The following is a 26459-nucleotide window of genomic DNA, read 5'->3' on the forward strand; positions in this document are numbered from 1 at the left end:
GCCAATTGATGGTTGCTTCTTTAGTATCATGTACGCATATAATTTTCTAAATTACTCCCTTCCCTTTACAAATAGGGCATTTTATTTCCATTGGAATAGGCAAAGTTATTTTAATTTTCCCGGTCCCTTTACACTTTTTACACATCATTTGAATCCCCTCTTACGTTATTTTTTTTCTGGTACAATACATTTATTGATTTTAGTAAATGATCAAATTCTTCCTCATTTAATTTGTCAATTTTTTTTAGTTGCTTCCTAATGTATGTATCTAAATCGTCCTCATTGTTAACGAGTGGATCGTCTTCGGGATCAACTGTTTGTTCAATATTAGAGAAATAAATTGCCATACTTCCTGTAATAGATCCTATTAAACCAATACCCACTAACATAAGAATACTTGCAATAATTCTTCCTCCGATTGTGACCGGTGAGATATCACCATATCCTACTGTAGAAACAGTCACAATTGACCACCAAATGGAATCGGCCAAACTATTTATATTTGGATTCTCTCCCTTTTCTAAAATATAATTGCTAACTGCTCCCCATGTCATGATTAGAAAAGTAAATATAAAAACATTTGATAATCCGCCTGACTTAAAAATTTCTTGTAAAGTCTTTGATACTTTAATAATTCTTATTAATCGAACTAAACGCATAAGACGAGCAACTTTGAAAAAAGCATCAAACGGAATGAGTGCAATAAGGTCAAATACGTTTTCTTTCACAAATTTTTTCTTGTCATTTGAATTATATAATCTAACGATATATTCAATGGAGAAATAGATAATAAAAATATAGTCTGCCCATTTAATTTGTTGTGCTGTCAAAATTTCACTACCTGAATAGCTTGTGACAATTATTGTTAAGTACAATAAGATAAACAAGAAGATGACAAATTCATATATAATAGTCTTATTTTTCATCTTTTCACTCTCCTATATCTATCACGCCTTTTTCTCTCTATACCCTTTTCAATTGAAATATATTACTTATAAGATCATAAAAATAAATCTCACGAATAATTTTTCATCAGGATGGTAACAATATAATTAGAAAATTTTATTAATCCGAAGTAGCTCAGTGGTAGAGCAACCGGCTGTTAACCGGTTGGTCGTAGGTTCGAGTCCTACCTCCGGAGTATAGATAAAGCACCTCTTTTTATGAAGAGGTGCTTTCTATCTTTTTGGATTGAGAGGATTTTTTAATAACACCTTATAAAACCCAATTAAAAGGCCATACTTGTATATATATAAATTTAATATGGAGGTACTGAAAATTGTATACAACTGATTCTAAAATAGCTGTTTTTGCTCTCGGTGGCGTAAATGAAATAGGGAAAAATATGTATGTTATACAGTCTGATGACGATATTGTTGTGATTGATTGCGGATCTAAATTTCCAGATGAAAGTCTACTAGGAATTGATTTAATCATTCAAGATGTTTCTTATTTAAAGGATAATATTGAAAAAATCAGAGGCTTGATTATCACCCATGGTCATGAGGATCATATTGGAGGTATCCCCTATTTCTTAAAACAATTAAAAGTGCCTGTTTATGCAACAAACTTAACACTAGGTTTAATTGAAATAAAATTAAAAGAACATGGCTTATTAAGAGAAACAAAACTTCTATTGATTGATTCAGAATCAAAACTTAGATTAGGTACTATTAACGCAACATTTTTCAGAACTAGCCACAGTATCCCTGATTGCTTAGGCATAGCTTTCCATACACCACAAGGTACAATCGTACATACTGGTGATTTTAAGTTCGATCTAACTCCCGTGGACAATCAATCTCCAGATATTCATAAAATGGCGGAGTTAGGTCAAAATGGTGTATTGCTATTATTATCAGAAAGTACGAATGCTGAAAGGCCAGGTTCTACTCCATCGGAGCAGCTTGTTGGCGATCATATAGAAGAGGAATTTCGTCGAGCGCCAAGAAAGATTTTTATTTCCACTTTTGCTTCCAATGTTCATCGTATACAACAAATAGTACAAGCAGCTATTAAAACAAATCGAAAAATTGCATTGCTCGGCCGTAGCATGGTTAATGTTGTAGCAGTTGCAAGAGAACGTGGTTATTTAGAGATTCCAGAAGGAATGATTATTGATGCAAGTGAAGTACAATCAATGAATCCTGAAAAAGTAGTGATCATTTGTACAGGAAGTCAAGGAGAGCCTATGGCTGCTTTAGCACGTCTAGCCAGCTCTAATTTTCGCCAAGTAGAAGTTTTGCCTGATGATACTGTGATTCTTGCAGCAGGTCCTATTCCTGGAAACGAGCGAAGTATTTCTAAAATTATCGATAATTTATTTCAATTAGGAGCTAGAGTAATTTATGGCTCAGGTAGTGTTACTGGGATGCATGTTTCAGGTCATGCATGCCAGGAGGAACTAAAACTTATGCTAACACTAATGAAACCTAAATACTTTATTCCTATTCATGGAGAGTATCGAATGCTAAGACATCACAGCTTATTAGCAGAATCAGTTGGTGTGAAAAAAGAGAATATATTTATTGTCAGTAATGGCGGTGTAGTTGATATAGAAAATGAAGAAGCTAGACATACCCGAACTATTGAATCTGGAAATGTGTTTGTGGATGGTTTTGGAATAGGAGACGTTGGGAATATTATTTTAAGAGATCGAAAACTACTCTCAGAAGATGGCATGCTAGTTATCGTCACATCAATCAATAAATCTAACAATCAAATAGTTACCGGTCCGGACACTATTTCTAGAGGTTTCGTGTATGGTCCAGACGCAGAAGAGTTGATTAATGAAGTAAATAATTCAGTTCGATCGACTATCAACCAGCTGCAAGATAAAAATAAAAATCAACGTGTCCTAAAACAAAATATTAAAAAATCTGTAGAACATCTTTTATATAAGAAAACGAAAAGAAGACCAATGATTCTTCCAATAATGATTGACATTTAAATCTCGTATGAACAATCCAGGAGGCTAGAATGAAGGATTATAAAATATACACAAGCCAAGATATTGATGTCTATTTTAATTTAAATAAATGTACTCATGCAGCGAACTGCGTGAAATATTTACCTTCTGTATTCAATGTGAATCGAAAGCCATGGATTCAACCTGATGCAGCACTAATTGAGGATGTAAAAAGAGTAATTGCTACCTGCCCAAGCGGTGCTTTGCTATATAAGGAAAATAAGTTCAAATAACGAAAAGTACCGTTCTATTTATTAATTAGAACGGTACTTTTTAATTTTACAACGAAATTACTCCAGTAAGTACAGCAGTTACGGTCATGACAATCGTCGTTCCAAAAGCCCACTTAAATAAAAACTTTTGATGCTCTCCAAAATCCACTCCAACTAGTCCAATTAATATAAATGTTGCAGGTACTAAAGGAGATAGTGGAAATCCAGCTGTTGAATGTCCAAGCAAAGCGGCACGTCCAATCTCTACTGGGTCAATACCAAAACCGGCAGCCGTTTCAGCTAGAATGGGAAGAATACCAAAATAGTAAGCATCCGGTGAGAACACAAAGCTCATTGGAATACTAGTAATAGCTACGATAACAGGCAAATGGCTTCCAAGTGATTCAGGAATTACAGAAACTAAAGTAGATGCCATTGCATCCATCATACCTGTTCCACTAAAAATTCCAGTAAAAATACCAGCGGCAAATACCATCGTACTGATCATAACAAAACTATTTGCATGGCTTAAAATCTGATCTTGCTGTTTCTGCGCATTTGGATAATTGACAAAAAGTGCTATAGCATAAGCTACCGCAAACAAAATGGCAATTGGTAACACATCCATTACAAGTAAAACCATAAGGACAATCGTTAAAAAAAGATTAAACCAATATTTAGTAGAAGTCCCCTTACTTGTTGCCGCAATCTCAAGAATTGCAGTGGAAGTTTCCTCTAATTTAACAATGCCTAATCTCTTTCTTTCTCTCTTGCCTAATATGTATGCTACAAAAAGTGCCCATAATAGCCCTGAAACCATTACAGGAATCAGTGGTATAAACAAGTCAGATACATCTACCTGAAGGCTGGCTGAAGCTCTAACCAAAGGTCCTCCCCATGGAATAATATTCATCACTCCAGCAGCCAGCCCTACTACCGAAGCTAATATTAAGCGATTCATCCCAAGTCTAGTGTATAGAGGTAACATTGCCGAAACAGTAACCATAAACGTTGAAGAACCGTCTCCATCGAGCCCAACTAAAATAGTTATGATAGCAGTTGCAACTACAATTTTTAAAGGATCCCCTTTTACAACGCTTAAGATTTTATTAACCATTGGATCAAACAATCCTACATCTATCATTAATCCAAAATACAAAATAGCAAAAACAATCATAACCGCTGTTGGTGTTACATTGAGAATCCCGGCCATCATCATCTCACCCATATCACCTGCAAAACCACCTATTAATGCAAATACAACAGAAACACTGATGAAAGCAACAACCACGGACAGTTTTTTAGTGATAACTAGTATTAAAAAAATACCAATCATACAAAATCCTAAAATTGACAACATAAAATAATTCCTCTCTTTTTTACTTTTCTAATAACGCTTTAGCTTAGTAGTGTAATAAGTACATAGAGTATATTTTATGCAATATATTTTTCTAAGTCAACATAATTTTTAGAATATTAATAAATGTAAGAAATAACAAAAAACGTTCATAAATAGATTAACTTCCCTAATGGAATTTCATCCTTTATATATAGCTTAAGTGATTGTATTTTCAAAAAATTATTGTAAACTAAAACCAAGTCATTTATTTTGTATATATTAAAAGGAGAAATTATGTTAACTAAACAGCAATTACTAGATATAGAAAAACTACAAAAAGAATGTGAGAATCATGATCACATTCAATTAAAGCTAAATTGGGAGATGCTTCGTAATCGTACTTCCAAAGAATTGGATTTCCTGCTTTATGAAAATGAAGAATTAATAGCTTTTTTAGGATTATATCCTTTCGGATCAACAGTAGAAGTATGTGGAATGGTTAAACCAAGTGAGCGAAGAAAAAATTACTTTACTCTCTTATTTAAACAAGGTATGGAAGTTGTCAAAGAAAAATCTTTTAGAAAAGTTTTATTAAATGCTCCAGCTAGTTCAATTGAAGCGAAAGCTTTTTTAACAAAACAAAGTGCAATATACAGTTTTTCAGAACATCAAATGACATGGGAAGAAAAGGTGTTAGAAACAGTAGATGGGTTTTCCTTACGCCACGCAAATGACAATGATTTAGATATGCGAATACGCTTGTCAGTTGAAGCATTCGGATTACCCGCATTAGATGCCGAAGAAATGGAAGTCAGAATTACCGAAGATAAGGACTCTGACATGTTAATGATTGATGTTGAAAATGAAACAATCGGGAAAATTCGCATTAGAAGAGAAAATGGAGAGGCTTGGATATATGGTTTTTCCATCTTACCTACACATCAAGGCAAAGGTATAGGAAGAAAAGTATTACAACAAGTAGTACTCGAACAATCTAACTCTGGACAATCAGTACATCTGGAGGTAGAAACTAAAAATGCACATGCACTCAGACTTTATGAATCAATTGGATTCAAAGTGGTCCATGCGCAAGATTATTACGCTTATAAATAAGAAAAAAAATAAAACCAAAGTGATTTTATCATCACTTTGGTTCTATATTACTTATTTGAGTCCTTTTTCCTTTAAATATTGCGTATTTCTTCGCGCTTTATAGCGAACATCATTATTCTTCCACCACGCCCAAATAGATACTAAAAAAGTTACTAAAAGCGTCACTCCTAATTCTAGCTCTTCATCATTAAATGGTAGTGGACTATACCCTTTCATAACTAAAAATTGATTGATCCAGGCTATAAAAAGAATAATAGAACGTATAATCATCATTTTATCGAAAGGTGCTAGTTTATCATTACTTGACATTACAGATTCGCCTCCTTAAGAAAATAATATGTTTATATACTATAATCATATGTCTTAAAGGGTTTCTGCATTGGACTATCTGTTAATGTCTTTTATTATCGCTTTCAATTTGACGCCAATCTTTTGCAAGCATTCCATAAATAACATGATCTACATAATGATCATATAACCACTCTGCTTCACGTACGCAACCTTCTTCCGTAAAACCTAATCTTTCTGGTACTGCTCTACTTTTTTTATTTTCTACGGCCGCCCGTATCTCAACTCTATTTAACTTTAAGTCTAGTAATGCATAATGGACAAAAGATTTCACCGATTTTGTCATTAATCCTAAGCCTCTATAGCCATCACCAAGCCAGTAGCCTATACTTGTAGATTTGTTGTTCCAATCTATCTTGTGAAAACCGATAACCCCTGCAATTTTTCCTTCATACCATATACCAGCCTGTACTCCATTATTCTCACTAAATTGCTTCATAGTAGACTGTATAAAATTTTGAGTATCTCCAATTGATTTTGTGTAGTCTATAAACGGTAGCCATTCTCTTAATGTATCTTTTGAACGAATAGTTAAATCATATACTTGTTGTACATCTTGCAAGTCAAGCATTTTCAGCTCGGTTTTATCATCAATTTTGAAAGTAAACATTATTTTTCCCAACCCCTTAATTTTACATGTTTCATAGAATTTAGTTTACATAATATTATTATTAAACAATATACACGAAATTCTATTCATGAACAGCAAACAATCTCTATGAAAAAATATTACCACTCACTTATGTGAGTAGCAATATAACTTAGTTTTCATGCTCGGTAGAATTACAGCACCCATTATGTATGATTACTTTTACTCTGCATCCAAACTTATTAGCTCTGTTGGAACCGCACATGACTGTCTAACAACTAAATGATGAGGAATGATTATTCGTTTTACTGGTTCATTTTCATTCTCTAGCATTTGAATTAAACTCCTCGCAGCTTGATAGCCTAGTTCTACAATATGAATATCAATTGAAGTAAGCGGCGGCCTGGACATTTCAGCAAATAAAGCGTTATTAAAGCTTACAATCGATACTTCCGTTGGAATGTCAATTTGCATTTCTGTCAGTGTATTAACTACTCCCAAAGCCATCAAATCATCTGTAACAATAAAGGCTGTAGGTGGAATGCTTCTTCTTAGAAGTTCCATTACTGCTTCTTGTCCACCCTCACGTAAAAATTCCTCGTGGATAATATAGTCTTCATTTAGCACTATGTTAGAATCCTTCAAAGCATCTTTATATCCAAGCAAACGATCCATCGTTACAGTTAGACTAGGACTGCCTCCAATAAAGCCAATTTTTTTATGTCCTAGACCAATTATGTATTCAGTAGCTTCTTTTGCTGCTAGATAGTTATCATTATCTACATGAGTTATTTTCTCCACAAAGTCAAAAGGTTTACCTATCACGACAAAAGGAAATTTTCTATATTTTAAATAGGAAAGAATTTTGTCGTCTATACGAGAGTATAAAAGGATTATTCCATCAACCCTTCCCCCCTGGACCATTTGCACAACTCCATGATATAACTCCTCTTCCGTTTTGCCAGTAGTCATTTGAAGAGCATAGTGTTTTTCATGCGCACCTTCACTTAATCCCTGAATAACCTCTGCAAAGAATGGGTTTTGAAAAAACACACCAGACGAGTGAGGTAATACAAGACCTATCACTTTAGTGGATTGGCTTGCAAGACTGCGTGCGATAAAATTAGGATGGTATCCTAGCTGCTCCATCGCTTCTCTCACACGTTTCTTCGTCGTTTCACTAATACGAGGACTATTTGCAATCACCCGAGAAACTGTAGAAGGTGCAACATTTGCCAATTTTGCCACATCTTTAATCGTAATAGCCATTAAAATTCCCTCACTCTCTTCCATAAATAACATTATACAAAATCATCGTTTCCATTAAAACATTGATAATTAAAACATTGTATCTAATACTATATTTTTAAAATTGGGAGTCACCATATACACTTCTTACTATTTGAACAAATATACTCTTACTTCGTAAGGCTTGAGGAAAACATCCTTTGTTAATTGACTAGGAGCGTCTTCATAATTAAATAGTAATAATTCAGCCTCAAGGTTTGGAAGTTCATCTAACTTCAGTTCCGATTCATAATGGCGGAAATTACATAGCACAACAGCAAACTGACCCAAGAATGAGCGTGTATATATATATACATCAGGATGATTTTCAAGCCACACATCATATTCCCCATAAACAAAAATCGGGTTATCTTTTCGCAATTGGATCATCCTTTTGTAGAAATGATAAATAGAGTTTTCATCATTCAGTTGGTAATTTACATTGATATTCAAATAATTAGGGTTAACTTTCATCCAAGGGAGACCATCGGTGAATCCACTGTTTAACGTATCATCCCATTGCATTGGCGTTCTAGAATTGTCACGTCCATTCGTCCAAATTGTTTCCATTACATCCTCATGTGAACGTCCTTTAGCAATCTCGAGAGTATAGTAATTCTTCATGCCGATATCATCATAGTCTTCAATGGTAGGAAATTTGACATTTGTCATCCCTATTTCTTGCCCCTGATAGATGAAAGGAGTCCCCTGCATAAGAAAATAGAATGCAGCCAACATTTTTGCACTTTCGTTCCAGTGCTCTTGATCATTCCCCCAGCTAGAAACGCTACGTGGTTGGTCATGATTTTCTAAGAAAAGAGCATTCCAGCCTTTAAGGTGTAAACCGTTCTGCCATTTGGTCAGTGTTTTTTTAAGACCGATGACATCGACCATTTTATCTAGCTCCTTATTCCATAAGCCAAGGTGCTCAAACTGAAAAATCATATCAAATTTCCCATTTTCCTCCCCAACCCATTCATCAGCTTCATCCAAGCTGACTCCGTTAGCTTCACCAACAGTCATAATATCGTACTTTGAAAAAGTTTCCTCTTTTAACTCTTTTAAATAATCTTGTATTCCAGGCTGGTTTGTATGCATTTCAAAAGCAGAGACATATTTATCGCCTTGAGAATTAGGCATATCCGGCATTCCATCGCGCTTCTTTATATGGCTGATTGCATCTACACGGAATCCATCTATTCCTTTATCCAACCACCAATTAACCATTTTGAATAATTCTTCTCGAACTTCTCGGTTTTCCCAATTTAAATCAGGCTGCTTAATAGCAAATAAATGAAGATAATATTGTTTTGTTAACAAATCGTACTCCCATGCACTTCCAGAGAAGATACTCTCCCAGTTATTTGGAGCTTCATCTTCTTTACCATCTCTCCAAATATACCAATCTCTCTTAGGATTATCTTTGGAGGAGCGGGATTCGATAAACCAAGGATGTTCATCGCTTGTATGATTGATTACCAAATCTAGTATCAACTTCATGCCTCTTGCATGTACCTGTTTTAATAATTCATCAAAATCCTCAATGTATCCGAACTGTTTTGAAATACCTTGATAATCACTAATATCATAACCATTATCAGCATTAGGTGACTTATAAAACGGACAAATCCAAATTACATCTACCCCTAAATTCTTCAAATAATCTAACTTTGAAATGATTCCGCGTAAATCACCAATCCCATCCCCATTGCTATCCATAAAACTTCTAGGATACACCTGATAACATACTGCTTCTTTCCACCATTTTCTTTCCATATAACAAAGTACTCCTCTCGTTCTGAGTTTACAAAGTATATTACTGCAATCAGTCGACTGGAGCGTATATGTTCGTGCCATTCGCTAATTCACATTTTGTTTTTTTCTCTTTTTAATCCAAACATATAGGGAGACTGCAAATAAAATAACTATAGAACCGGCTATATATATCCAAGTAATTCCACCGCGGTTTCTAAGTTCATATATTTCTGATTGGCCACTTTTAAGTTCAATGGAATATTGCTTCCTATCTGATTTAAAGTTTCCCCCATTAAGCAGACCTATTAATTCTTTTCCTTTTTCAAGTCCTTCCGTAAGTACTACCTTTTGGCTTTCTGAAGTATTATTGATTGCTACAACAACTGTTTCTGCTTGATAGGTACGTTTGAATACCGCCATTCCCTCTTCTTCATATAAAAGTTCCATGTTCCCTCTTGTGAGTGATGATAAGTCTTGCCTCAACTTGCCAAGCTTGGATAGATAGTTAATTAAATCGTCATTCGAATTAAATTCCATCATTCCACGATTATCCGGGTCATTTCCGCCATCCATCGCGTTTTCAGTTCCATAATAAACAATTGGTATTCCAGGTGCCGTATATAAAAAAGTTAAACCTTGCTTCACTTGAGTAACCGGATCTTGGTTATTGTTAATTGCCAGATGAGCGAACCTCGGTATGTCATGAGTGTCCAAAAACTGCCCCAACTTTTCAGGTCTATCGAATGTCTTTTGATTACGATCATTATTTGAAAATAGCCAACCTAATGATTGGTCCGTTTTTTCAAAAGCAGTACGTAAACTATCATTCTGCGAAAAGTCAAGAAACCCATCAATACCTGTATCCTGATACCCTATAATTACATTAGGATTATCATGCCATACCTCACCAATGAGAAAGAAGGAATCTTTTTCTGATTTAACAGCAGCTGAAAACTCCGTCCAAAAATCCTTTGGAACATGCTTTACTGTATCTAATCTGTAACCATCAATATCTGTCTCGTTAATCCACCATTTTGCCGCATCTATTAAATACTTTCTTACTTCCGGGTTATCCTGATTTAAATCTGGTAGATCATAAAGCCAACCATTCTCCACTTCATTTGGATCGTCCCAATTAGAAATTGGTTTTTTTTCGTGAAACCAATCTTGTTTACTAGAATCGGATAGCCACTCATGGTTAGGTCCTACATGGTTAACGACAAAATCTAAAATAACCTTCATATCTCGATCATGAGCTTCTTTAACGAGGGTCTTGAATTCTTCCATCGTACCGAAGTGATCATTTGTTTTATAAAAATCATTTATCCAATAGCCATGATAGCCTTTTTCCGTATTTTCAAAGATTGGTGTCAGCCAAATTGCTGTGAAACCCATTTCTTTTAAGTAGTCGAGCTTGTCGATGACGCCTTTAAAGTCACCACCGTGATACGCAAGCGGGTCATTTGGGTTTGCTTCGTTGTCATTACGAACATCTCCGTTATTGAATCGGTCGACCATAATCATATAGATGGTCTCGTCCTGCATCTTTCGCTCTTCGTTTGCATGAACAGGCTGAAATTTAAAATTAGTAATTAAAAGTAAAGTTAATACAAATAGTACAATACACTTTTTCATGTCTTTCCCCCCGGCAAATTCTTACCCCTTTGTACCACCTGATGTAAGGCCAGATATAAAGTATTTCTGGAAAGTCAAGAATAAGATGGTAATTGGAATAGCAATCAAAACCGAGCCGGCAGCAAAAGTAGTAAACTCATTACCGAACTGCTTGGATACCAATTCATATAAACCAACACCCATCGTAAATTTTTCCTCTGAACGTAGCATAATTCGAGCAAGGATAAAATCCCCAAAAGGAGCGATGAATGAAAATAGAGCTACTACCGCAATAATTGGTTTGGCTAGTGGCATAATAATCTGCCAAAAGATGCGAAGATGTCCAGCACCATCCATTCTAGCTGATTCATCTAACTCCTTTGGAATAGTATCAAGATATCCCTTCATCAGCCATGTATTCATTGGGATTTGTCCTCCTACATATATAAGAATCAGCCCTAAATGAGTGTCTAAGAGATTTGTTCTTTGTGCGAGAACAAAAATTGCTATAAGAGCAGCAAAATTAGGAATCATTTGCAAGACCAAAAAAGTAAGAAGTCCATTTTTTCGTCCCAAAAAACGATAACGAGAAAAGGCATAACCAGTGAGAGAAACACTTATTACAGCAAAAACCATTGTGATTAAACTAATTTTCATGGAATTTATATACCATAAAATATAATTAGACTTTTCTGTATCAAACAGATCTAGATAATGCTTGAATGTAGGATTTTCTGGAAACATGGAGGATCCAGAAAGACTTTGTCCAGGATTAAGGGATGATCCTATTACCCAAAGAAGTGGGTAAATGACAACCACAGCTGCAATAAGTAGGAGAAGATATGAAACTGTTAGTCTGATAATCTTTTCAGTCTTATTAGTCATTACATCATATCCTCCTCTTTAAATGAATTGGTCCGTTTGAATTGCCATAATGCAACTGCAATAATAACAACTGATAATAGCATCGTTATTGCCGCTGCCTTTCCGTATTGACCAGAAGTCATCGTTAATTTATAGATCCAGGAAATCAATATGTCACTACCTCCGGCATTTTGCCCTGGTAAAGCTGGTCCCCCGCCGTTGAAAAGGAAGATTACATTGAAATTATTAAAATTAAATGTATACTGCGTGATTAGAATCGGTGCTGTTGCGTATAAAACCATTGGTAAAGTAATACTACGAAATTTCTGCCAAATGGAAGCACCGTCCACGTTTGCAGCTTCATATAATTCATCAGGAATTGACTGTAAAACCCCAGTTGTCATTGCAAAAACAAATGGAAAGCCTAGCCATGACTGAATAAAAATTAAGGCTACACGTGTCCATAACTCTTCTGTCATCCATGGAAGGGGTTCAATACCAAAAAAATGGAGTATACTCATATTAATTACTCCGAAAGATTCATTGAACATTCCAGAAAAAATTAGAATAGAGATAAAGGCCGGTACAGCCCATGGCAGAATCAAAATCGTCCGAAAAACTACCTTTCCTTTCAAGTCCTTTTGATTGACTAATACAGCTAAAAAGATTCCGATTGCTGCTTGTAGTGTCGTTGCTCCGAATGTCCATACTATAGTCCATCCAAGTACTCCAAAGAATGTTTTTCTCCAAAGATCCAATTTGAAGATATCAATATAGTTTTGAATTCCTACCCAATCAACTAGTTTAGCAGGTGGAGAATGGTACAAATCATAGTTAGTAAAAGATAGTAGAATAACAAAAATGATAGGAAATATAACAACGAAGATTAACAATAAAAAACCAGGGGATATCATCAAATATGGAAAGCCATTGTCCAAGAGGTTATGATATTGTTCCTTCACACTGTTTAAAGCAAAGCCTTCATCTCGTTTTCTCCCATTATAATAAGCATCATAAATGTTAAAAGCATAGATAACTAAACCTATTATGGCTACAAGCAAAGCGATAATTCCATCTATTAGCAAGAAGATGGAATGGTCAAGAATTGGAATCTCACCAAGTGTGAATAATCCCCAAAATCCCCAACTTAAAGTTTGAGAAAAGCTACCAAAAAATGCTGCAGCTAATACGAGGAAAATAATACCCTTCACAATCTGTCTGTTATAAAATTGTCCGAAGCCAGGAATTATCGATAATATGCCCGCATTTCGTTTATGTTTGGTTGTGACATTTCTGTCCATTGCCCATGTTGCCTCCTTCTTTCCTTTGAAAGGAGAGTTTTCTCTACTATTGCGCAAGCATTTGCTTTTATTTTTTTGTATGAAAATACTAATATACAAGCAAAGCCATGCTTCCTAGATGGAAACATGCCTTTGCCTTCAAACATTAATTAGGGTGATTTGTTTCAATATTTGTCTTAATCGTTTTTACTGCATCATCCATTGCTGCTTGCGGCTCTGCTTTGCCTGTAGCAATCGTTTGCAATGCAGATGCACCTGGCCCCCAAACCTCACTCATTTCAGGAATGTTTGGCATTGGTACAGCATACTGAGATTGAAGAGCTACAGCTTTTGCACCTTCATTTTCAGCAATAATTGGATCTTCAATCAACGTTTTTACAGGTGGGATTTCTTGTGTAGTTTCGAAACGAGTTTTAGCATTCTCTTCGTTTGTTAACCATTCCACCAATTTTGTAGACCAATATTTATGCTCTGTAAATGCTGTTACATGCCAACCTTTAACTCCCATAAACGTTTTCATATGCTCTCCATTTGGTAGAGTAGGCATAGCAGAAATCCCAATATCGATTCCAGCGTCCTTCATGCTTTGGAAAGCCCATGGTCCGTTCATTACAGAAGCAATTTTTCCTTCGTTGAAAAGTCCGTCTCTAGTAGAGCCACCACTTTCCCCTATGATTCCTTTTGGGAACAATCCTTCTTTATACCATTTTTGAATATATTCGGCTCCTTCAACTGCTCCTTCGTTATTCAACCCAACGTCTTCACGATCAAGTGCACCATCATTATCCTTAAATACATATCCGCCCATCCCAGCTATTACACCATGAGCAAAGTAAAAGTCATCCCACACAGCGATAAATCCAAACTGTTTACCATCTGTAAATTTCTTTGAGAACTCATATACTTCATCCATTGTTTTAGGTGCTTCTGGCATCAAAGCTTTGTTATAGATAAATACTGGAGTTTCAGTAGCTTTTGGTAATCCATAAAGTTTACCATCGTATTTTTGTGCATTCACTGAAGATTCCGTGAAAGTTGACAGTACTTCGTCACTTACTTCTATTTCTTGAATTAATCCTTCTGTAACAACCTGACCAATTTGATCATGCGGTAAAGTAACGACATCTGCTCCAGTCCCAGAAGGACCATCTAAACGAAGCTGATCTCGCATTTTATCAGCCATACCTAATTCTTTAAACTCGACTTTAATACCTGTTTCTTTTTCGAAAGACTCAATTGCAGGTTTCAAAGCAATTGATTTATCTGTATCTTCCCATACAACTAGTTTTTCTGGTTTTGCAGGTTCATCTGAAGCGTTTTCAGTATTTTCATTGACATTAGAACTTACTGGAGTAGTTCTTTCCCGTTCTGGTCCACAGGCAGCAAGCATTGCAACAATAAGAACCAACATGGTTAACATGGATAGTGACTTTTTCATTTCTTTAACCCCTCCTATTTGTTTCTTTCTCGACTTCCCCAAGTTGGACAACCGCTTGCACAATTATTTAAATGAAAACGCTAACATATAATTCGTTAGAGGAATATATTTTTTCTAATATCTCTTCAGAACTGATTTCTCAAGGTATTAAGAGATTACTATTTACATAAAATTTATGAAAGCGATTGCACAACTTATGGTTTTATTATACATTTATTCTAAGAGTACACAATCCCCTTTTTTATTTTTTCGAAAAATATTTAATATTTCGTTATTGATTCGAATTAATATTGCTTCATGTATTAACTATATCAAAGCTTTAATAATGTACTGAAAGAGATTAAACCTCAAAAGGAGATAAGTTATGGAAAAAGCAGCTATTTTTCACAGACCGAGTGACAATTTTGCATATTTACTAGACGATCACACCCTTCAAATACGGCTTAAAACGAAAAAAAGTAATATACAGGCGGCTTCATTAATTATGGGTGATCCATATATATGGGAAAATGGAGAATGGCAGTATTCTGAAATTCCGATGAACCTAGTTGGAAACGACGGTTTGTTTGATTACTGGGAAGTGGATGCTTATACAGAGACTAGTAGAATTCGATACGGATTTAGACTAACATCCCTAACTGAAGAATCCATCTATACTGAAAAAGGATTTTATGATATCCCCCCTACTGACAGTGATTATTATTTCTGTTTTCCCTATCTTCATAAGAATGAACTTTTCAATGCTCCAAGTTGGGTGAAGGACACTGTTTGGTATCAAATCTTCCCAGAGCGCTTCGCTAATGGGAATCCTTCTATAAACCCTGAAAATGCTAAAGCCTGGGGTAGCGAGCCACCAGCAGTGAATAATTTCTTTGGTGGAGATTTTGAAGGAATAACAGAACACTTAGATCATCTAACAGATATAGGCGTGAATGGAATCTATTTAACACCTGTGTTTAAAGCTTATTCAAATCATAAGTACGACACGATCGACTATATGGAACTTGACCCTCAGTTTGGAGACGCTGACTCTTTAAAGAAGCTGATTACTGAATGTCATCAACGTGGAATTAAAGTTATGCTTGATGCTGTTTTCAATCATAGCGGATACTATTTCCCTCCTTTTCAAGATGTTTTAGAAAAAGGTGAGAATTCTAGTTTTAAAGATTGGTTTCACATTCATAGCTTTCCGGTCCAAGGTGGATCAAATCCTAATTACGAAGCATTTGGATTTGTTGACTCCATGCCAAAATTAAATACTTCTAATCCAGAAGTAAAAAAATATTTGCTTGAAGTAGGGACCTATTGGATAAGAGAATTTGATATAGACGGATGGAGACTAGATGTAGCAAATGAAGTAGACCATCCCTTCTGGCGTGAGTTCAGGACTGTAGTCAAAGATGCAAAGCCGGATATCTATATACTTGGGGAAATATGGCATGATTCTATGCCTTGGCTTAGAGGAGATCAGTTTGATGCAGTGATGAACTATCCATTTAAGACAAATGTATTGAATCTGTTAGCAAAGAAAACGATCAGTTCTAAACAATTTGTAGAAAATATGAGTAAAGTATACTACAGTTACCCGAAGAATATTTTTGATTTTACTTTTAATCTAGTTGGTAGTCATGACACTGCAAGAATTCTTACTGAATGCGAAGATGATGTAAAGCGAACAAAGCAGGTTTTCACTATCTTACTAACATTTTTGGGAACCCCTTGTATTTATTATGGTGACGAAATCGGTCTTACAGGTGAATTGGATCCTGGCTGTAGAAAATGTATGGATTGGAACACTGAAAATCATCATGATGAGTTAAAGAATCATATTCGTACTTTAATTACACTTCGAAAAAAAGAGAAACTATTGGCAAATGAAGGATCGGTAAAGTTCCTTTTCCCAACAGAAGAAAATGGTATATTTGGTTATCAAAAATACTCTGACAACAAATCAATTATCGTTTTACTTAACCCTAGCTCTTTAAAACAATCTTTTTCTTTAGAAGAAAATCTAGATTATTCGGTTCTTTATAGTTCCGAAACGGAGATGGAGTCTTTACAAATTAATATAGGAGCAAATGGTTTTTGTATCCTCTCTTACACGCACTAAGCATTGAATAGACTGACATGAACATTAAATGAAAATAGAAGTGAATCGTCTCTATAGTTAAGAGACGGTTTGCTTTTATTTTGATAATCTAAATCCATAATATCATTTTAGTTTACATAATAATATTATTTTATTCTAAATGATTAAATGGATTATTATCGATTACTTGTTGAATCTCCTTATCCTCCACATGGGTATATATTTGAGTAGTAGAAACACTTGTGTGACCCAAAATATGTTGTAGACTTCGAATGTCAGCCCCATTCTTATACATGATTGTTGCGGAAGTATGTCTTAACTTATGTGGGGTTATTTTTTCTTTTTGTATACCAGCGTCTTCCTTAATTTGTTTGATAATCTTTGCAACGGTTTGACGGGTAAGTCTCGTTCCTTTTTGAGACAAAAAGAGCGCTACATGGTTACTTGCACCATGTATGTACTTTCTCTCCTTCTCTTTATATATTTCTAGAGATCTCAAGCATACATTATTCATAAATACTGTTCGTTCTTTATCACCTTTACCTATAACACTTAGCAAATTGCCTTGTATCGAATTAATATTTAAATTGCATAGCTCAGAAACGCGAATCCCTAAATTTAAAAAGAACATGACCATACTAAAATTACGGTAATAGTGATTATTTCTTCTAATTGCTGCTATAAACTGTTCAGCTTCCTGTTGATTCATATAAATTGGTTTCTTTTTCCCTATTTTCGGTGACTCCAATTCATCTGCAGGATTATACTCCAATAATCTTCTTTTTCCTTTTAAATATTTGAAAAATGATTTGATCGTTGCTGCCTTTCTTGCTCTAGAAGCAGTGCTATTATTTCTTTGGACCTCACAGTACTCCAAAAACAAGTAAATGTCCTCTAAAGTAACTTCTCTAATCCATTCAATGTTTATATCCGATATGTTTATCGTCTGTATTTCACCTGGATCTATGTCATCTTCAATCGCCTTTAAAAAACGGAAAAACAATTTAAGGTCGTACTCGTATTCTTTTCTCGTTCTTAAAGATTTTCCTTTAATAGTTGTTAAGTAAACTAAAAAGTCCTTCATTATTTTCGGTATCTCTCTTTGCAATTCTTTCACCTCACCTCTTTGTCTCCTATTTTATCACAAAATAAGGTTCCCAAATATGTATTTGGGAACCTTATTTAAAACGACGAAACGTTTCAAACACTTAAATTACTTTTATAAGTGCTGTGGATCTTTCTTCAATTTTTTCTTACGTAGCATATAAACCCCTATAAGCAGTATAGGAATAACAATTCCAACAATGGTTGACAGTGTTATCGCTAATTTTGAATCAAACTTATATTGATCCATAATATCTGGGAAAAATAGGAGGGAAAGTACAACCATAATGATTCCTATAGGTGACGTCAACGGGCGATAATCATTTATATTTAATATTTGTGACAATCCAAAAATGGCAGCAAAGAAATATAGAATAGATTTAAAAAATAAACATAAAATCCAAAGGGTAGCCATTAATGACTCTATTCGTGTAAAAAAATCGCCTACATTAATCACTTTCGCTAAGGCATAGCTTGGATAAACTTGTCTTGCTGTAGTATTAGAACCTAATACAAAAATACACAAAAAGGTGATTAGGATGATCACAATACTACCAACAATATTACCTATAAAAAAGTTTCTCCTTGCTTTCTTAATCTCTTTCAAAAAAGCAGGAAAAATAACTAATAAGGTAATTGAATTCACTGTTGAAACAATAATCAACACAAACGATGCATCAAGAATCGTAGTAGGTTTTGACTGAAAAAATGGCTCGATATTCTCATAATTTATCTGTGGAGTTATGGATAAACTCAGAATAATAAAAAGAATAAAAAAAACAAATATTAAAATTTCTGCAGAACGAGCAATTGTTTCTATCCCTAAACGAACCCCCATCACAATAATAATGGCCATTAAAATATTTAAGGGAGCCATTGGTGTTTTTGGGTACATTTGTGTTATTAAAAATGTACCCGAGTGTGCGAGCAATGCGGATGAGTATAGAAAAAGCATAAGTACAAAGATTATTGAAAAGGTTTTACCTAACACTTTTCCAAATACTTTTTCATTTACTTGAATGTAGGTTAGTTTCGGAAACCACAGAGAAATAATTGTATATAACCAAATAACAAGCAGCCCAACCAATGTGGCTACAATAGTAGCAATCCAAGAATCCTGCTCAATTTTAATAGCTAGAATGGATGGAACATAAAGGATGCTTGAACCAATTGTAAAAAAAATAACCAAAACTAAAAATTGAAAGGAACTTATTTTTTCTTTTTGCATCCTTGCACATCCTCTATCACTTAACTTTTACTAAACAGATTGTAAATTGGTTGAAGAATATAAGAGAGTAAATCTACTGGTGACATCTTTTTCACATCAAACGAGTATAGAATACCTGAAACTACTCCGATCACTAACAGAATTATAAATACTATTAATTCTTTTTTTAATTTTTTTTGTACAAGTGACGGAACCTCCATAATTACTATCACAGTCGCCAACAATAAAATACCTACACTACTTACCACAAGTTTCAATCCTTTATCGTTTTTAGAATCGGATTAATGACAGATCCCGTATGTCTAATTTCAACTTTTACCTTTATATTGACAGGTACTTCTTTAAACTCTTCATCCCAATTCTTCTTTAATTTTTTCCATTCCTCTGGATGATCTTGATGGATTTTCGCACCAAATCCAAAAATGTCTGAACCCAAATCCTCTTGTACAAATTTAACCGTATCATTTATATTTTTTTTAATTTCCTCTTCGTAGAGCTTGTTTAGCTTTTTAAAGGTTTCTTCTTTATTTAGATCAATTTGACAATCCACTTCTCCAACATTCCCAGTGAGATGAACACTTACTTCTATTTCTGGTTTCCCATTCGCCATTTTACTTTTTAATTTTGTCTTAGAAGTAATTCCATGCACATTTAATGTCCCTTCATCAGGGCAAGACAAGATTCCTATCGTATTTTTTACATGATTCGTAATACTGTTATATCCTTTACCTTCCTCTGGAGACAACCAGCCTACGAGCTTGTCATGATTAAATACAGCTATCTCTTCCAATTTTAAATATGCAGAAGGAAGTATAGTCTCCACGTTCTGTTTACTAGAGCCGCTCTTCTCATCTCCTAACAATTTAATTCCTGTTAAAACGCCTTCTTTACCCTCTCGTTCTAAATCAATAATAAGTTTAGCTAGTGTCATTGCTGTGGTACTGGATAAACTTTCTTCGGATGTTTTAAGTATATGAAAGAAATTATTAGCCGGTATGTTTTCTAAAGTAGTTTGCACGTTTAATATTTTTTCAGCGGTACTATCTTTTGCAATAGCTAAATAAAAATCAGATCGAGCTTCCCAATATCTTGATAAATAATCTAAAAGGGAACCAATTCCCTCTTGCGCCAACTCCTCTCCAATAATCACCATTTGAAGATGTCCTATGTACAATGTTCTTGGTGAAATGGATGTTACATTCCGAATCGCTTCATTAATAGTTTTACCTTTAGCTATAAACAGAGTAACAGGAGAACGACCAGTTCCTCCCTTTATAGGAGAAACTTCTCCAGGTAAGACGACTTGAATAGAAGCTAGATATTCATCATCTATCTTATCTATTCCTAGCCCCATTACTAAAGCTAACTCATTTAATTCTCGTTTATCCCAACAGCCAGTCAACATGAGACTAAGTAATGATAAAACAATCAAGCATTTATTCATTTACTTTCCCCTTGATTCTCTAGATGGTTTTGAGAAATTTTGTCTTCTTTTATTTTTTGATATTAAACTAGGACGAAATAACATCTTCCAAATTGGCAAACGAATAAACGTATCTTTTTGTTCAGAAGCACTAAATGGTCCTAGTGGTGACATGTAAGGAACCCCAAAAGATTTTAAACTTGATAAATGCAATATTAGTGCTATTAAGGCTATGAGTATGCCATATAATCCAAAAGCACTCGCTAAAATCATTAAAAGAAAACGTAGTATTCTCCCTGCAACTGCAATATCATACGTTGGGGATACAAAGCTTGATATAGCAGTAATCGATACAACGATAACCATTGCTGCCGAAATAATACCCGCTTCTACCGCAGCGGTTCCTATAACAAATGCCCCTACTATTGACATTGCTGAACCAATAACACGAGGCATTCTAAGTCCTGCTTCGCGTAATATTTCGAAGGTAAGTTCCATAATAACTGCTTCTATAAAAGCAGGAAAAGGAACTCCCTCACGTTGTGCTGCCAAACTAATGAGTAAATCCGGTGGAATAATTTCATGATGAAATGTAATAACAGCAATATAAAAGGAAGGTGCTAGCATGGATATTCCAAATGATACAAATCGAAGAGATCGAATAAAACTGGCCATGAATGTACGCTGATAATAATCCTCAGAAGACTGAAAGAACTGAACAAATAATGCTGGAATAATTAATGCAAAAGGTGTCCCATCAACTAAAAGTGCTACTCGGCCTTCTAATAATGCAGCTGAAACTATATCTGGACGTTCTGTATTATATACAGTTGGAAAAGGAGAATATTGAGAATCCTGTATAAACTCCTCAATATTTGCACTTTCCAATATTCCATCTATATCTATCCTTTTTAGTCTTTGTCGCAATTCTTGTATTACTTTTTCATCAGCTACTCCGTTTATATACATTATTGCAATATTTGTTTTAGTGCGTTTCCCGACTTCTGATGATTCCATCCATAAATTCTTGTCTTTTATAATTCTTCGAATCAATGCAGTATTAACTCGTAAATTTTCAGAGAATGCTTCTCTTGGACCTCTAATAACGCTTTGGGCTGATGGTTCTGTTACTCCCCGTTCTATCCAGTGCTTATTACCTATGATGAATCCAGTCGAATAGCCATCGACTAAAAATATCGCATCTCCAGATAACAAAGCAGTGAATAAATCCTCAAATCTAGTTAAATCTTTAATTTCACCAACCGTCATTGCGAAGTCCTTTAAGTTGTTCATCAGATTAGGATTAGTCTCTAGTTCATTATTTTTAAAATCCAGCATCAAAGTTTCCATAATGAAATTTTGTAAAGAACTTGTATCGCTTAATCCATCTGTATATATAATTCCGGCACTTATAGCACCACCTGGACCGAATTTAAGCTCACGAAAAATAATATCTGTGCTTTCTCCGAGGGAATCTTTTATAAGTTGTAAATTTTCTTTTAGGTTTGAATATAAAAAAGTCATGTCCTTTGACTCAACTTTCTTACTAGCGGGCGGAGACAAGGGATTTAGGACAATATTATGTTTATTTTTAAAGAAACTCATTATCTCCCTCAATTCTTTCCTATTATAAAGAAAGCATTACCAATCACTAGTTGTTTTAATCTTTTTTAACTAGAATAAGAATAAAAAAATACCAAGAGTTCATTTCACTCTTGGTATTTCAATATATATATTTTCACTCAGAAACTCTTACATAAAACACCTAACATGCGAATTTTTATGTTTATTCTGCTTCTATAGGTTTAGTTGGTTTAATTGAGTCATTCTGTTGATCTTTAGACTTGTCAAGAATTGTGCCAATAATAAAACCTACGATTGCTGGCACTAACCAGCTGAATCCATCTGAGCTCAATGGTAATTTTGTAACAAATGTCGATAATAATGGAACTTTAACCCCTAAAGAACTAACTGTTTCTATTAAACTAACGATAAATGTTAATAAGATTGTTCCTCTATATGAACCAGCATTTGGTACAAAATTTCGGAAAGTACCTAATATAACTAATACGATTGCTACCGGATATAAAGCTGTGAAAATTGGCATTGTATAATTCACAATATTTTCGACACCAAATGAACCGATAACTACTCCAGTAACACAAATAATTAAAACCCAAGTACGATAACTTAATTTTTCTTTAGTAAGATCATTCAAGAAATCTGCAATTACTGCAACAACTCCAATAGCAGATGTTAAACAAGCCAATGCTATAGCGATTGCTAAAGCAATTGCACCAAAACCTCCAAGTGAAATATCGATTAACGCAGAAACTAAAGCTGTATCTCCAATATCAGTTGGGAATAATCCGCTTCCTGATGCTCCAAGAAATAATAATCCACCATATACAACGAGTAATCCTAACCCGGCAATAATCGTTCCAGTAATAGCCATTTTACGTGCTTGTTGTCCCTTATACCCATAACTAGCAATAGCAGCTATAAATATAGGCGCACAAAATATTCCTGTTACAACATCTCCAGTTTGGTAAGCACTAATAAAAGCATTTGAAAAAGCATTTTTAATATTTGAGACTTCCGGTATACCAATTGGATCAAAAATACCTTTTCCTACGATAAATAGAAGAATAATGACTAACAAAGGTGTAAGTACTTTACCAATCTTATCGATTACATTTGATTTATCCATAGCAAAGTAAAAACAAATAGCAAAAAATACTATGATAGTCGCAATGGAAGGAACGCCTGGAAACAATTGATGAACACCAAGTTCATGCGTCGTTGCAGACATACGTGGGATTGTAACGAACATTCCAATACCAACCATTAATAATAAGTTAAATACTTTATAAAACCAAGGGCTAATTGGTCTCGTCAAATCTTCAAATTTCCCTCCAGCATTTAATATAGCGATCACTGCTAGAAGCGGCAAAACGATTCCTGTAACACAAAAACCGATTAATGCTATAATCCATTCACTTCCAGAAGCGTTACCAATGGAAGGCGGAAAAATTAAATTACCTGCTCCAAAGAATATTGCAAATAAAGCAAATCCTACTAATAAACTGTGTTGAACTGTTTTACTCATTTTTGACCCCTCTTTCATAAAACCACTTTGAAAACCCTTACAAAATTAACAAGAAATCAAGAGCAGTTCGTCTGCCCTAATTGACCCCCAAGTTTTAATTTTCTAATAGTTATCCTTATAATAATTAATTAGTGACAATAATAAAAGGAGGTAAATTTTTCACCCCCTTTTGTAAAAATATTTTTACCTTAATTCATATTTTTCCATTTTGTATTTAAGTAATTGTTTGGATATTCCTAGTCTTCTTGCTGTTTCGGCTAATTTCCCACCAGTATGCTGTAGCTCAAGAACAATCAAACCTCTTTCATATTCCTCCACTTTATCTTTCAAATTTATAGGTTTTTCTGATTTAAATATATTTACCAATTTATTTTTGAATTTCGAAACTTTTGAAGGTATATCATTCAGAGTAATATTTTTTGTACTTGCATTATTATAGGCAGTTTCAATAGCATTCTTTAATTCTCGAACATTTCCTGGCCAGTTATATTGCTGAAATACAAGTAAAACATCGTCTTCTATATGATCGATTTTCATTTGCATATGACGATTATAAAATTGAATATAATAATTGGTTAGGACTCTAATATCCTCTTTTCGCTCTGCCAATAAAGGTAAGTCTATTCGGAAAACGCTTAAACGGTAATACAAATCTTCCCTTAATCCCTTTTCACTTACTAACTTATCTGGATCCTCATTTGTAGCAGCAATTAGTCGAATATTCAAGTGAATATCCTGAGTACTTCCAACTCTTCTGATCGTTTTGTCTTCAATTACTTTTAATAACCTCGCCTGTAGTTTAATATCCAATGCGTTCACTTCATCTAAAAAGATAGTTCCGCCATTAGCTTGCTCTAACAAACCAGTAATAACTGGAGTTAAAGTCGAACTATCTTTTTCGGTCCCAAAAAGAATTTTTTCCAAGAGGTCCTCATGGATTTCCGCACAATTTATAGATATATATGACTGAGTATATCGAGTACTTAAATTATGTATAGATTGAGCAACAATCTCTTTTCCGGTCCCCGTTTCTCCATAAATAAGAACGGTTGAATCTGTATTGGAAACTTTGCTAATTTTATTTTTTACTTCTTGCATAACAGTACTTTCAGAAATTAAATTATCAATTGTATAGATTGTATTATTTTTTCTATAAATTTTATGATCAGCAAATCGTTCAAGCTTCTCCATATCTTGTATTTCGTAAAAATGCTTAGAAAACTCGATAGCCCCTATAATTGAATCTCCTTTCTTTATAGGAAAGGTAGAGCTTTTTGATAGATAAGAAAAACCATTCGTTGATGTCAATCGTTGTTCTATATTCCATAACGCTTCACCTGTGCTTAATACGGTCATTAAAGTACTATCTTCATTCGTGAAGTTTTGATAAAAAGATGTTACATTTTTTCGCAAAAACTCTTCTGGTCTAAGACCGAGTTGTTTTAAGATATTTAAATCTGCTAGATCGTAAAAAATTGTAATCCCGTTTTCATCGACTATTAATACATTGTCATAATCAGACAAATGATATATTTCATTGATATTCATATATTTGCCCGTCCTTTCTTACTAAGCAACTCAAGAAGATTGGGATCAACTGAGATACAATATTTTCTGTTATTATAGTCTATTTAGATGTAGCGTAACCAATTATATGATACCCCTTAGTTTGTTAAACCACTGAGCGCATGTAAAAGAACGTCCCCATTCTGGATCATTATCCTCTATTCCCCAACATGCATATAAAGTAGACATCGTAAATCCAGCTTTCAAAAGCCGATCTTTGTCCAAATTCATCTCATCACAAAGAGAAAACACTCTATTCTTAAAAAATTGCTGAGGATTTGGTTTATCAAACAACTGATTCGTGAGAAAAGAAATTAAATCAAAATAGGTATCACCAATTACTCCTTTTGGATCAATAGCAATCCAACCGTAAGCTTCCGAAAATAAAATATTTTCATGATGTAAATCTCCATGCAATAGTTCATTACCTTTAGAAGAATCTGATATTTCACTATAGAAAGTTTTTGCCAAGTAGATATAATCATTTGATATTGGTCCCTCTTCAATAGAATAGGTCTCTAAATAACGATCAAATGCACTTAGCCAATTTTTTATGAAAGGATGATCAGAATTTCCTTTGATCGGTCTCCGAATCTCCATCCATACTTTAGCAAAATACTTAATAGCCTCTTGTTCCTCCACTATATTTAACATAGTTCCAGGAAGTAAATGCTCTAACAGCATTACACCTTTTTCAGCATCGGCATCTAATAATTTTACACACCCTTTACCGTTATAAGTTTGGAGTGTTCGAATCTCATTCTTAAAATCGTAATTTGGAACACCTAGCTTTAAAATGGCAGGGTTTCCATCTTGATCTTTTACTTTTAAAACATAATTATAAGACAAATTATCGACTGGCCCCTCTGAAATTAGGTTCCATTTATGTAAAAATTCATTTATGGTCGTCTCCAAGGAATATAAAAATTCCTTTCCGTCTTCACCAAAAGCCCCTATTATTTTTTTCTCAAATCTTTCTGGGTACATACTATATGAAAACTCCTTTTCCCTAATTTCATTTTCAATTTAAAGTGTAACCCTATTCCTCGAAACAGCAAACACAAAAATGAGTAATAAAAAAAGCTGATACCTTGGGTGGCATCAGCTTTCAA

22 protein-coding genes and 1 tRNA gene are annotated in these 26459 nt (G+C 34.4%); 5 read left to right on the top strand and 18 right to left on the bottom strand.

Annotation, left to right across the window (positions count from 1 at the left end; genetic code table 11):
- Window positions 1–137: 137 nt before the first annotated feature.
- Window positions 138–926, bottom strand: a complete 789-nt coding sequence (locus AM499_RS07090) for an ion transporter (protein WP_053589543.1) — start codon at window positions 924–926, stop codon at window positions 138–140.
- Window positions 927–1069: 143 nt separating this feature from the next.
- On the opposite strand from AM499_RS07090, the gene AM499_RS07095 reads away from it, so the two are divergent.
- The 3 genes from AM499_RS07095 to AM499_RS07105 all read left to right on the top strand — a co-directional run bounded on the left by AM499_RS07095 (window position 1070) and on the right by AM499_RS07105 (window position 3201).
- Window positions 1070–1141, top strand: a tRNA-Asn gene (locus AM499_RS07095).
- Between the two features lie 138 nt (window positions 1142–1279).
- Window positions 1280–2950 (top strand): ribonuclease J, encoded by a 1671-nt coding sequence (locus AM499_RS07100; protein ID WP_053589544.1) that lies wholly within the window; start codon window positions 1280–1282, stop codon window positions 2948–2950.
- A gap of 29 nt (window positions 2951–2979) precedes the next feature.
- The gene (locus AM499_RS07105) at window positions 2980–3201 is read left to right on the top strand and encodes a (4Fe-4S)-binding protein (protein WP_053589545.1); all 222 of its coding nucleotides are present in this window, start codon (window positions 2980–2982) and stop codon (window positions 3199–3201) included.
- Between the two features lie 46 nt (window positions 3202–3247).
- On the opposite strand, the gene AM499_RS07110 is transcribed toward AM499_RS07105, so the two are convergent.
- Window positions 3248–4540, bottom strand: a complete 1293-nt coding sequence (locus tag AM499_RS07110; RefSeq protein ID WP_053589546.1) for a CitMHS family transporter — start codon at window positions 4538–4540, stop codon at window positions 3248–3250.
- Window positions 4541–4813: 273 nt separating this feature from the next.
- On the opposite strand from AM499_RS07110, the gene AM499_RS07115 reads away from it, so the two are divergent.
- Complete coding sequence (locus tag AM499_RS07115; protein ID WP_053589547.1) at window positions 4814–5632, top strand: GNAT family N-acetyltransferase; 819 nt, start codon at window positions 4814–4816, stop codon at window positions 5630–5632.
- A 51-nt stretch (window positions 5633–5683) separates the two neighbouring features.
- Here AM499_RS07115 and AM499_RS07120 read toward each other — a convergent pair whose 3' ends face one another.
- From AM499_RS07120 to AM499_RS07155, 8 genes are all read right to left on the bottom strand, one after another.
- Entirely contained in the window at window positions 5684–5941 is a 258-nt protein-coding gene (locus tag AM499_RS07120; RefSeq protein WP_053589548.1) for a phage holin, read from the bottom strand.
- 82 nt (window positions 5942–6023) lie between these two features.
- Complete coding sequence (locus AM499_RS07125; RefSeq protein WP_053589549.1) at window positions 6024–6590, bottom strand: GNAT family N-acetyltransferase; 567 nt, start codon at window positions 6588–6590, stop codon at window positions 6024–6026.
- A 201-nt stretch (window positions 6591–6791) separates the two neighbouring features.
- Window positions 6792–7838 (bottom strand): LacI family DNA-binding transcriptional regulator, encoded by a 1047-nt coding sequence (locus tag AM499_RS07130; protein WP_053589550.1) that lies wholly within the window; start codon window positions 7836–7838, stop codon window positions 6792–6794.
- Between the two features lie 129 nt (window positions 7839–7967).
- Complete coding sequence (locus AM499_RS07135; RefSeq protein WP_053589551.1) at window positions 7968–9632, bottom strand: alpha-glucosidase; 1665 nt, start codon at window positions 9630–9632, stop codon at window positions 7968–7970.
- An 84-nt stretch (window positions 9633–9716) separates the two neighbouring features.
- Window positions 9717–11246, bottom strand: a complete 1530-nt coding sequence (locus tag AM499_RS07140; protein WP_053589552.1) for an alpha-amylase family glycosyl hydrolase — start codon at window positions 11244–11246, stop codon at window positions 9717–9719.
- A gap of 21 nt (window positions 11247–11267) precedes the next feature.
- Complete coding sequence (locus AM499_RS07145; protein WP_053589553.1) at window positions 11268–12110, bottom strand: sugar ABC transporter permease; 843 nt, start codon at window positions 12108–12110, stop codon at window positions 11268–11270.
- A complete protein-coding gene (locus AM499_RS07150; RefSeq protein WP_053589554.1) occupies window positions 12110–13390 on the bottom strand; it encodes a carbohydrate ABC transporter permease in 1281 nt (426 codons plus the stop codon). The genes AM499_RS07145 and AM499_RS07150 overlap by 1 nt, the downstream gene beginning before the upstream one ends.
- Before the next feature lie 145 nt (window positions 13391–13535).
- Window positions 13536–14828 (bottom strand): extracellular solute-binding protein, encoded by a 1293-nt coding sequence (locus AM499_RS07155; protein WP_053589555.1) that lies wholly within the window; start codon window positions 14826–14828, stop codon window positions 13536–13538.
- 364 nt (window positions 14829–15192) lie between these two features.
- Between AM499_RS07155 and AM499_RS07160 the strand changes: the two genes are divergently transcribed.
- Window positions 15193–16938, top strand: coding sequence for a glycoside hydrolase family 13 protein (locus tag AM499_RS07160; RefSeq protein WP_053589556.1), 1746 nt, complete (start codon window positions 15193–15195; stop codon window positions 16936–16938).
- 130 nt (window positions 16939–17068) lie between these two features.
- Here the strand turns inward: AM499_RS07160 and AM499_RS07165 are convergent, their stop codons facing one another.
- From AM499_RS07165 to AM499_RS07200, 8 genes are all read right to left on the bottom strand, one after another.
- A complete protein-coding gene (locus AM499_RS07165) occupies window positions 17069–18025 on the bottom strand; it encodes a tyrosine recombinase XerC (protein WP_156316853.1) in 957 nt (318 codons plus the stop codon).
- A 111-nt stretch (window positions 18026–18136) separates the two neighbouring features.
- Window positions 18137–19249 (bottom strand): GerAB/ArcD/ProY family transporter, encoded by a 1113-nt coding sequence (locus AM499_RS07170; protein WP_053589557.1) that lies wholly within the window; start codon window positions 19247–19249, stop codon window positions 18137–18139.
- A gap of 20 nt (window positions 19250–19269) precedes the next feature.
- Window positions 19270–19497, bottom strand: a complete 228-nt coding sequence (locus AM499_RS07175) for a hypothetical protein (RefSeq protein WP_053589558.1) — start codon at window positions 19495–19497, stop codon at window positions 19270–19272.
- Between the two features lie 5 nt (window positions 19498–19502).
- Window positions 19503–20693, bottom strand: a complete 1191-nt coding sequence (locus AM499_RS07180; RefSeq protein ID WP_053589559.1) for a Ger(x)C family spore germination protein — start codon at window positions 20691–20693, stop codon at window positions 19503–19505.
- Entirely contained in the window at window positions 20694–22277 is a 1584-nt protein-coding gene (locus tag AM499_RS07185; RefSeq protein ID WP_053589560.1) for a spore germination protein, read from the bottom strand.
- Window positions 22278–22458: 181 nt separating this feature from the next.
- Window positions 22459–23781, bottom strand: coding sequence for a branched-chain amino acid transport system II carrier protein (gene brnQ / locus AM499_RS07190; RefSeq protein ID WP_082355193.1), 1323 nt, complete (start codon window positions 23779–23781; stop codon window positions 22459–22461).
- Between the two features lie 183 nt (window positions 23782–23964).
- Window positions 23965–25329, bottom strand: a complete 1365-nt coding sequence (locus AM499_RS07195) for a sigma-54 interaction domain-containing protein (RefSeq protein ID WP_053589561.1) — start codon at window positions 25327–25329, stop codon at window positions 23965–23967.
- Window positions 25330–25431: 102 nt separating this feature from the next.
- Complete coding sequence (locus AM499_RS07200) at window positions 25432–26334, bottom strand: aminoglycoside phosphotransferase family protein (RefSeq protein WP_053589562.1); 903 nt, start codon at window positions 26332–26334, stop codon at window positions 25432–25434.
- Window positions 26335–26459: the final 125 nt, after the last annotated feature.

The sequence above is a fragment of the Bacillus sp. FJAT-22090 genome, from assembly GCF_001278755.1.
GTDB lineage: Bacteria > Bacillota > Bacilli > Bacillales_A > Planococcaceae > Psychrobacillus.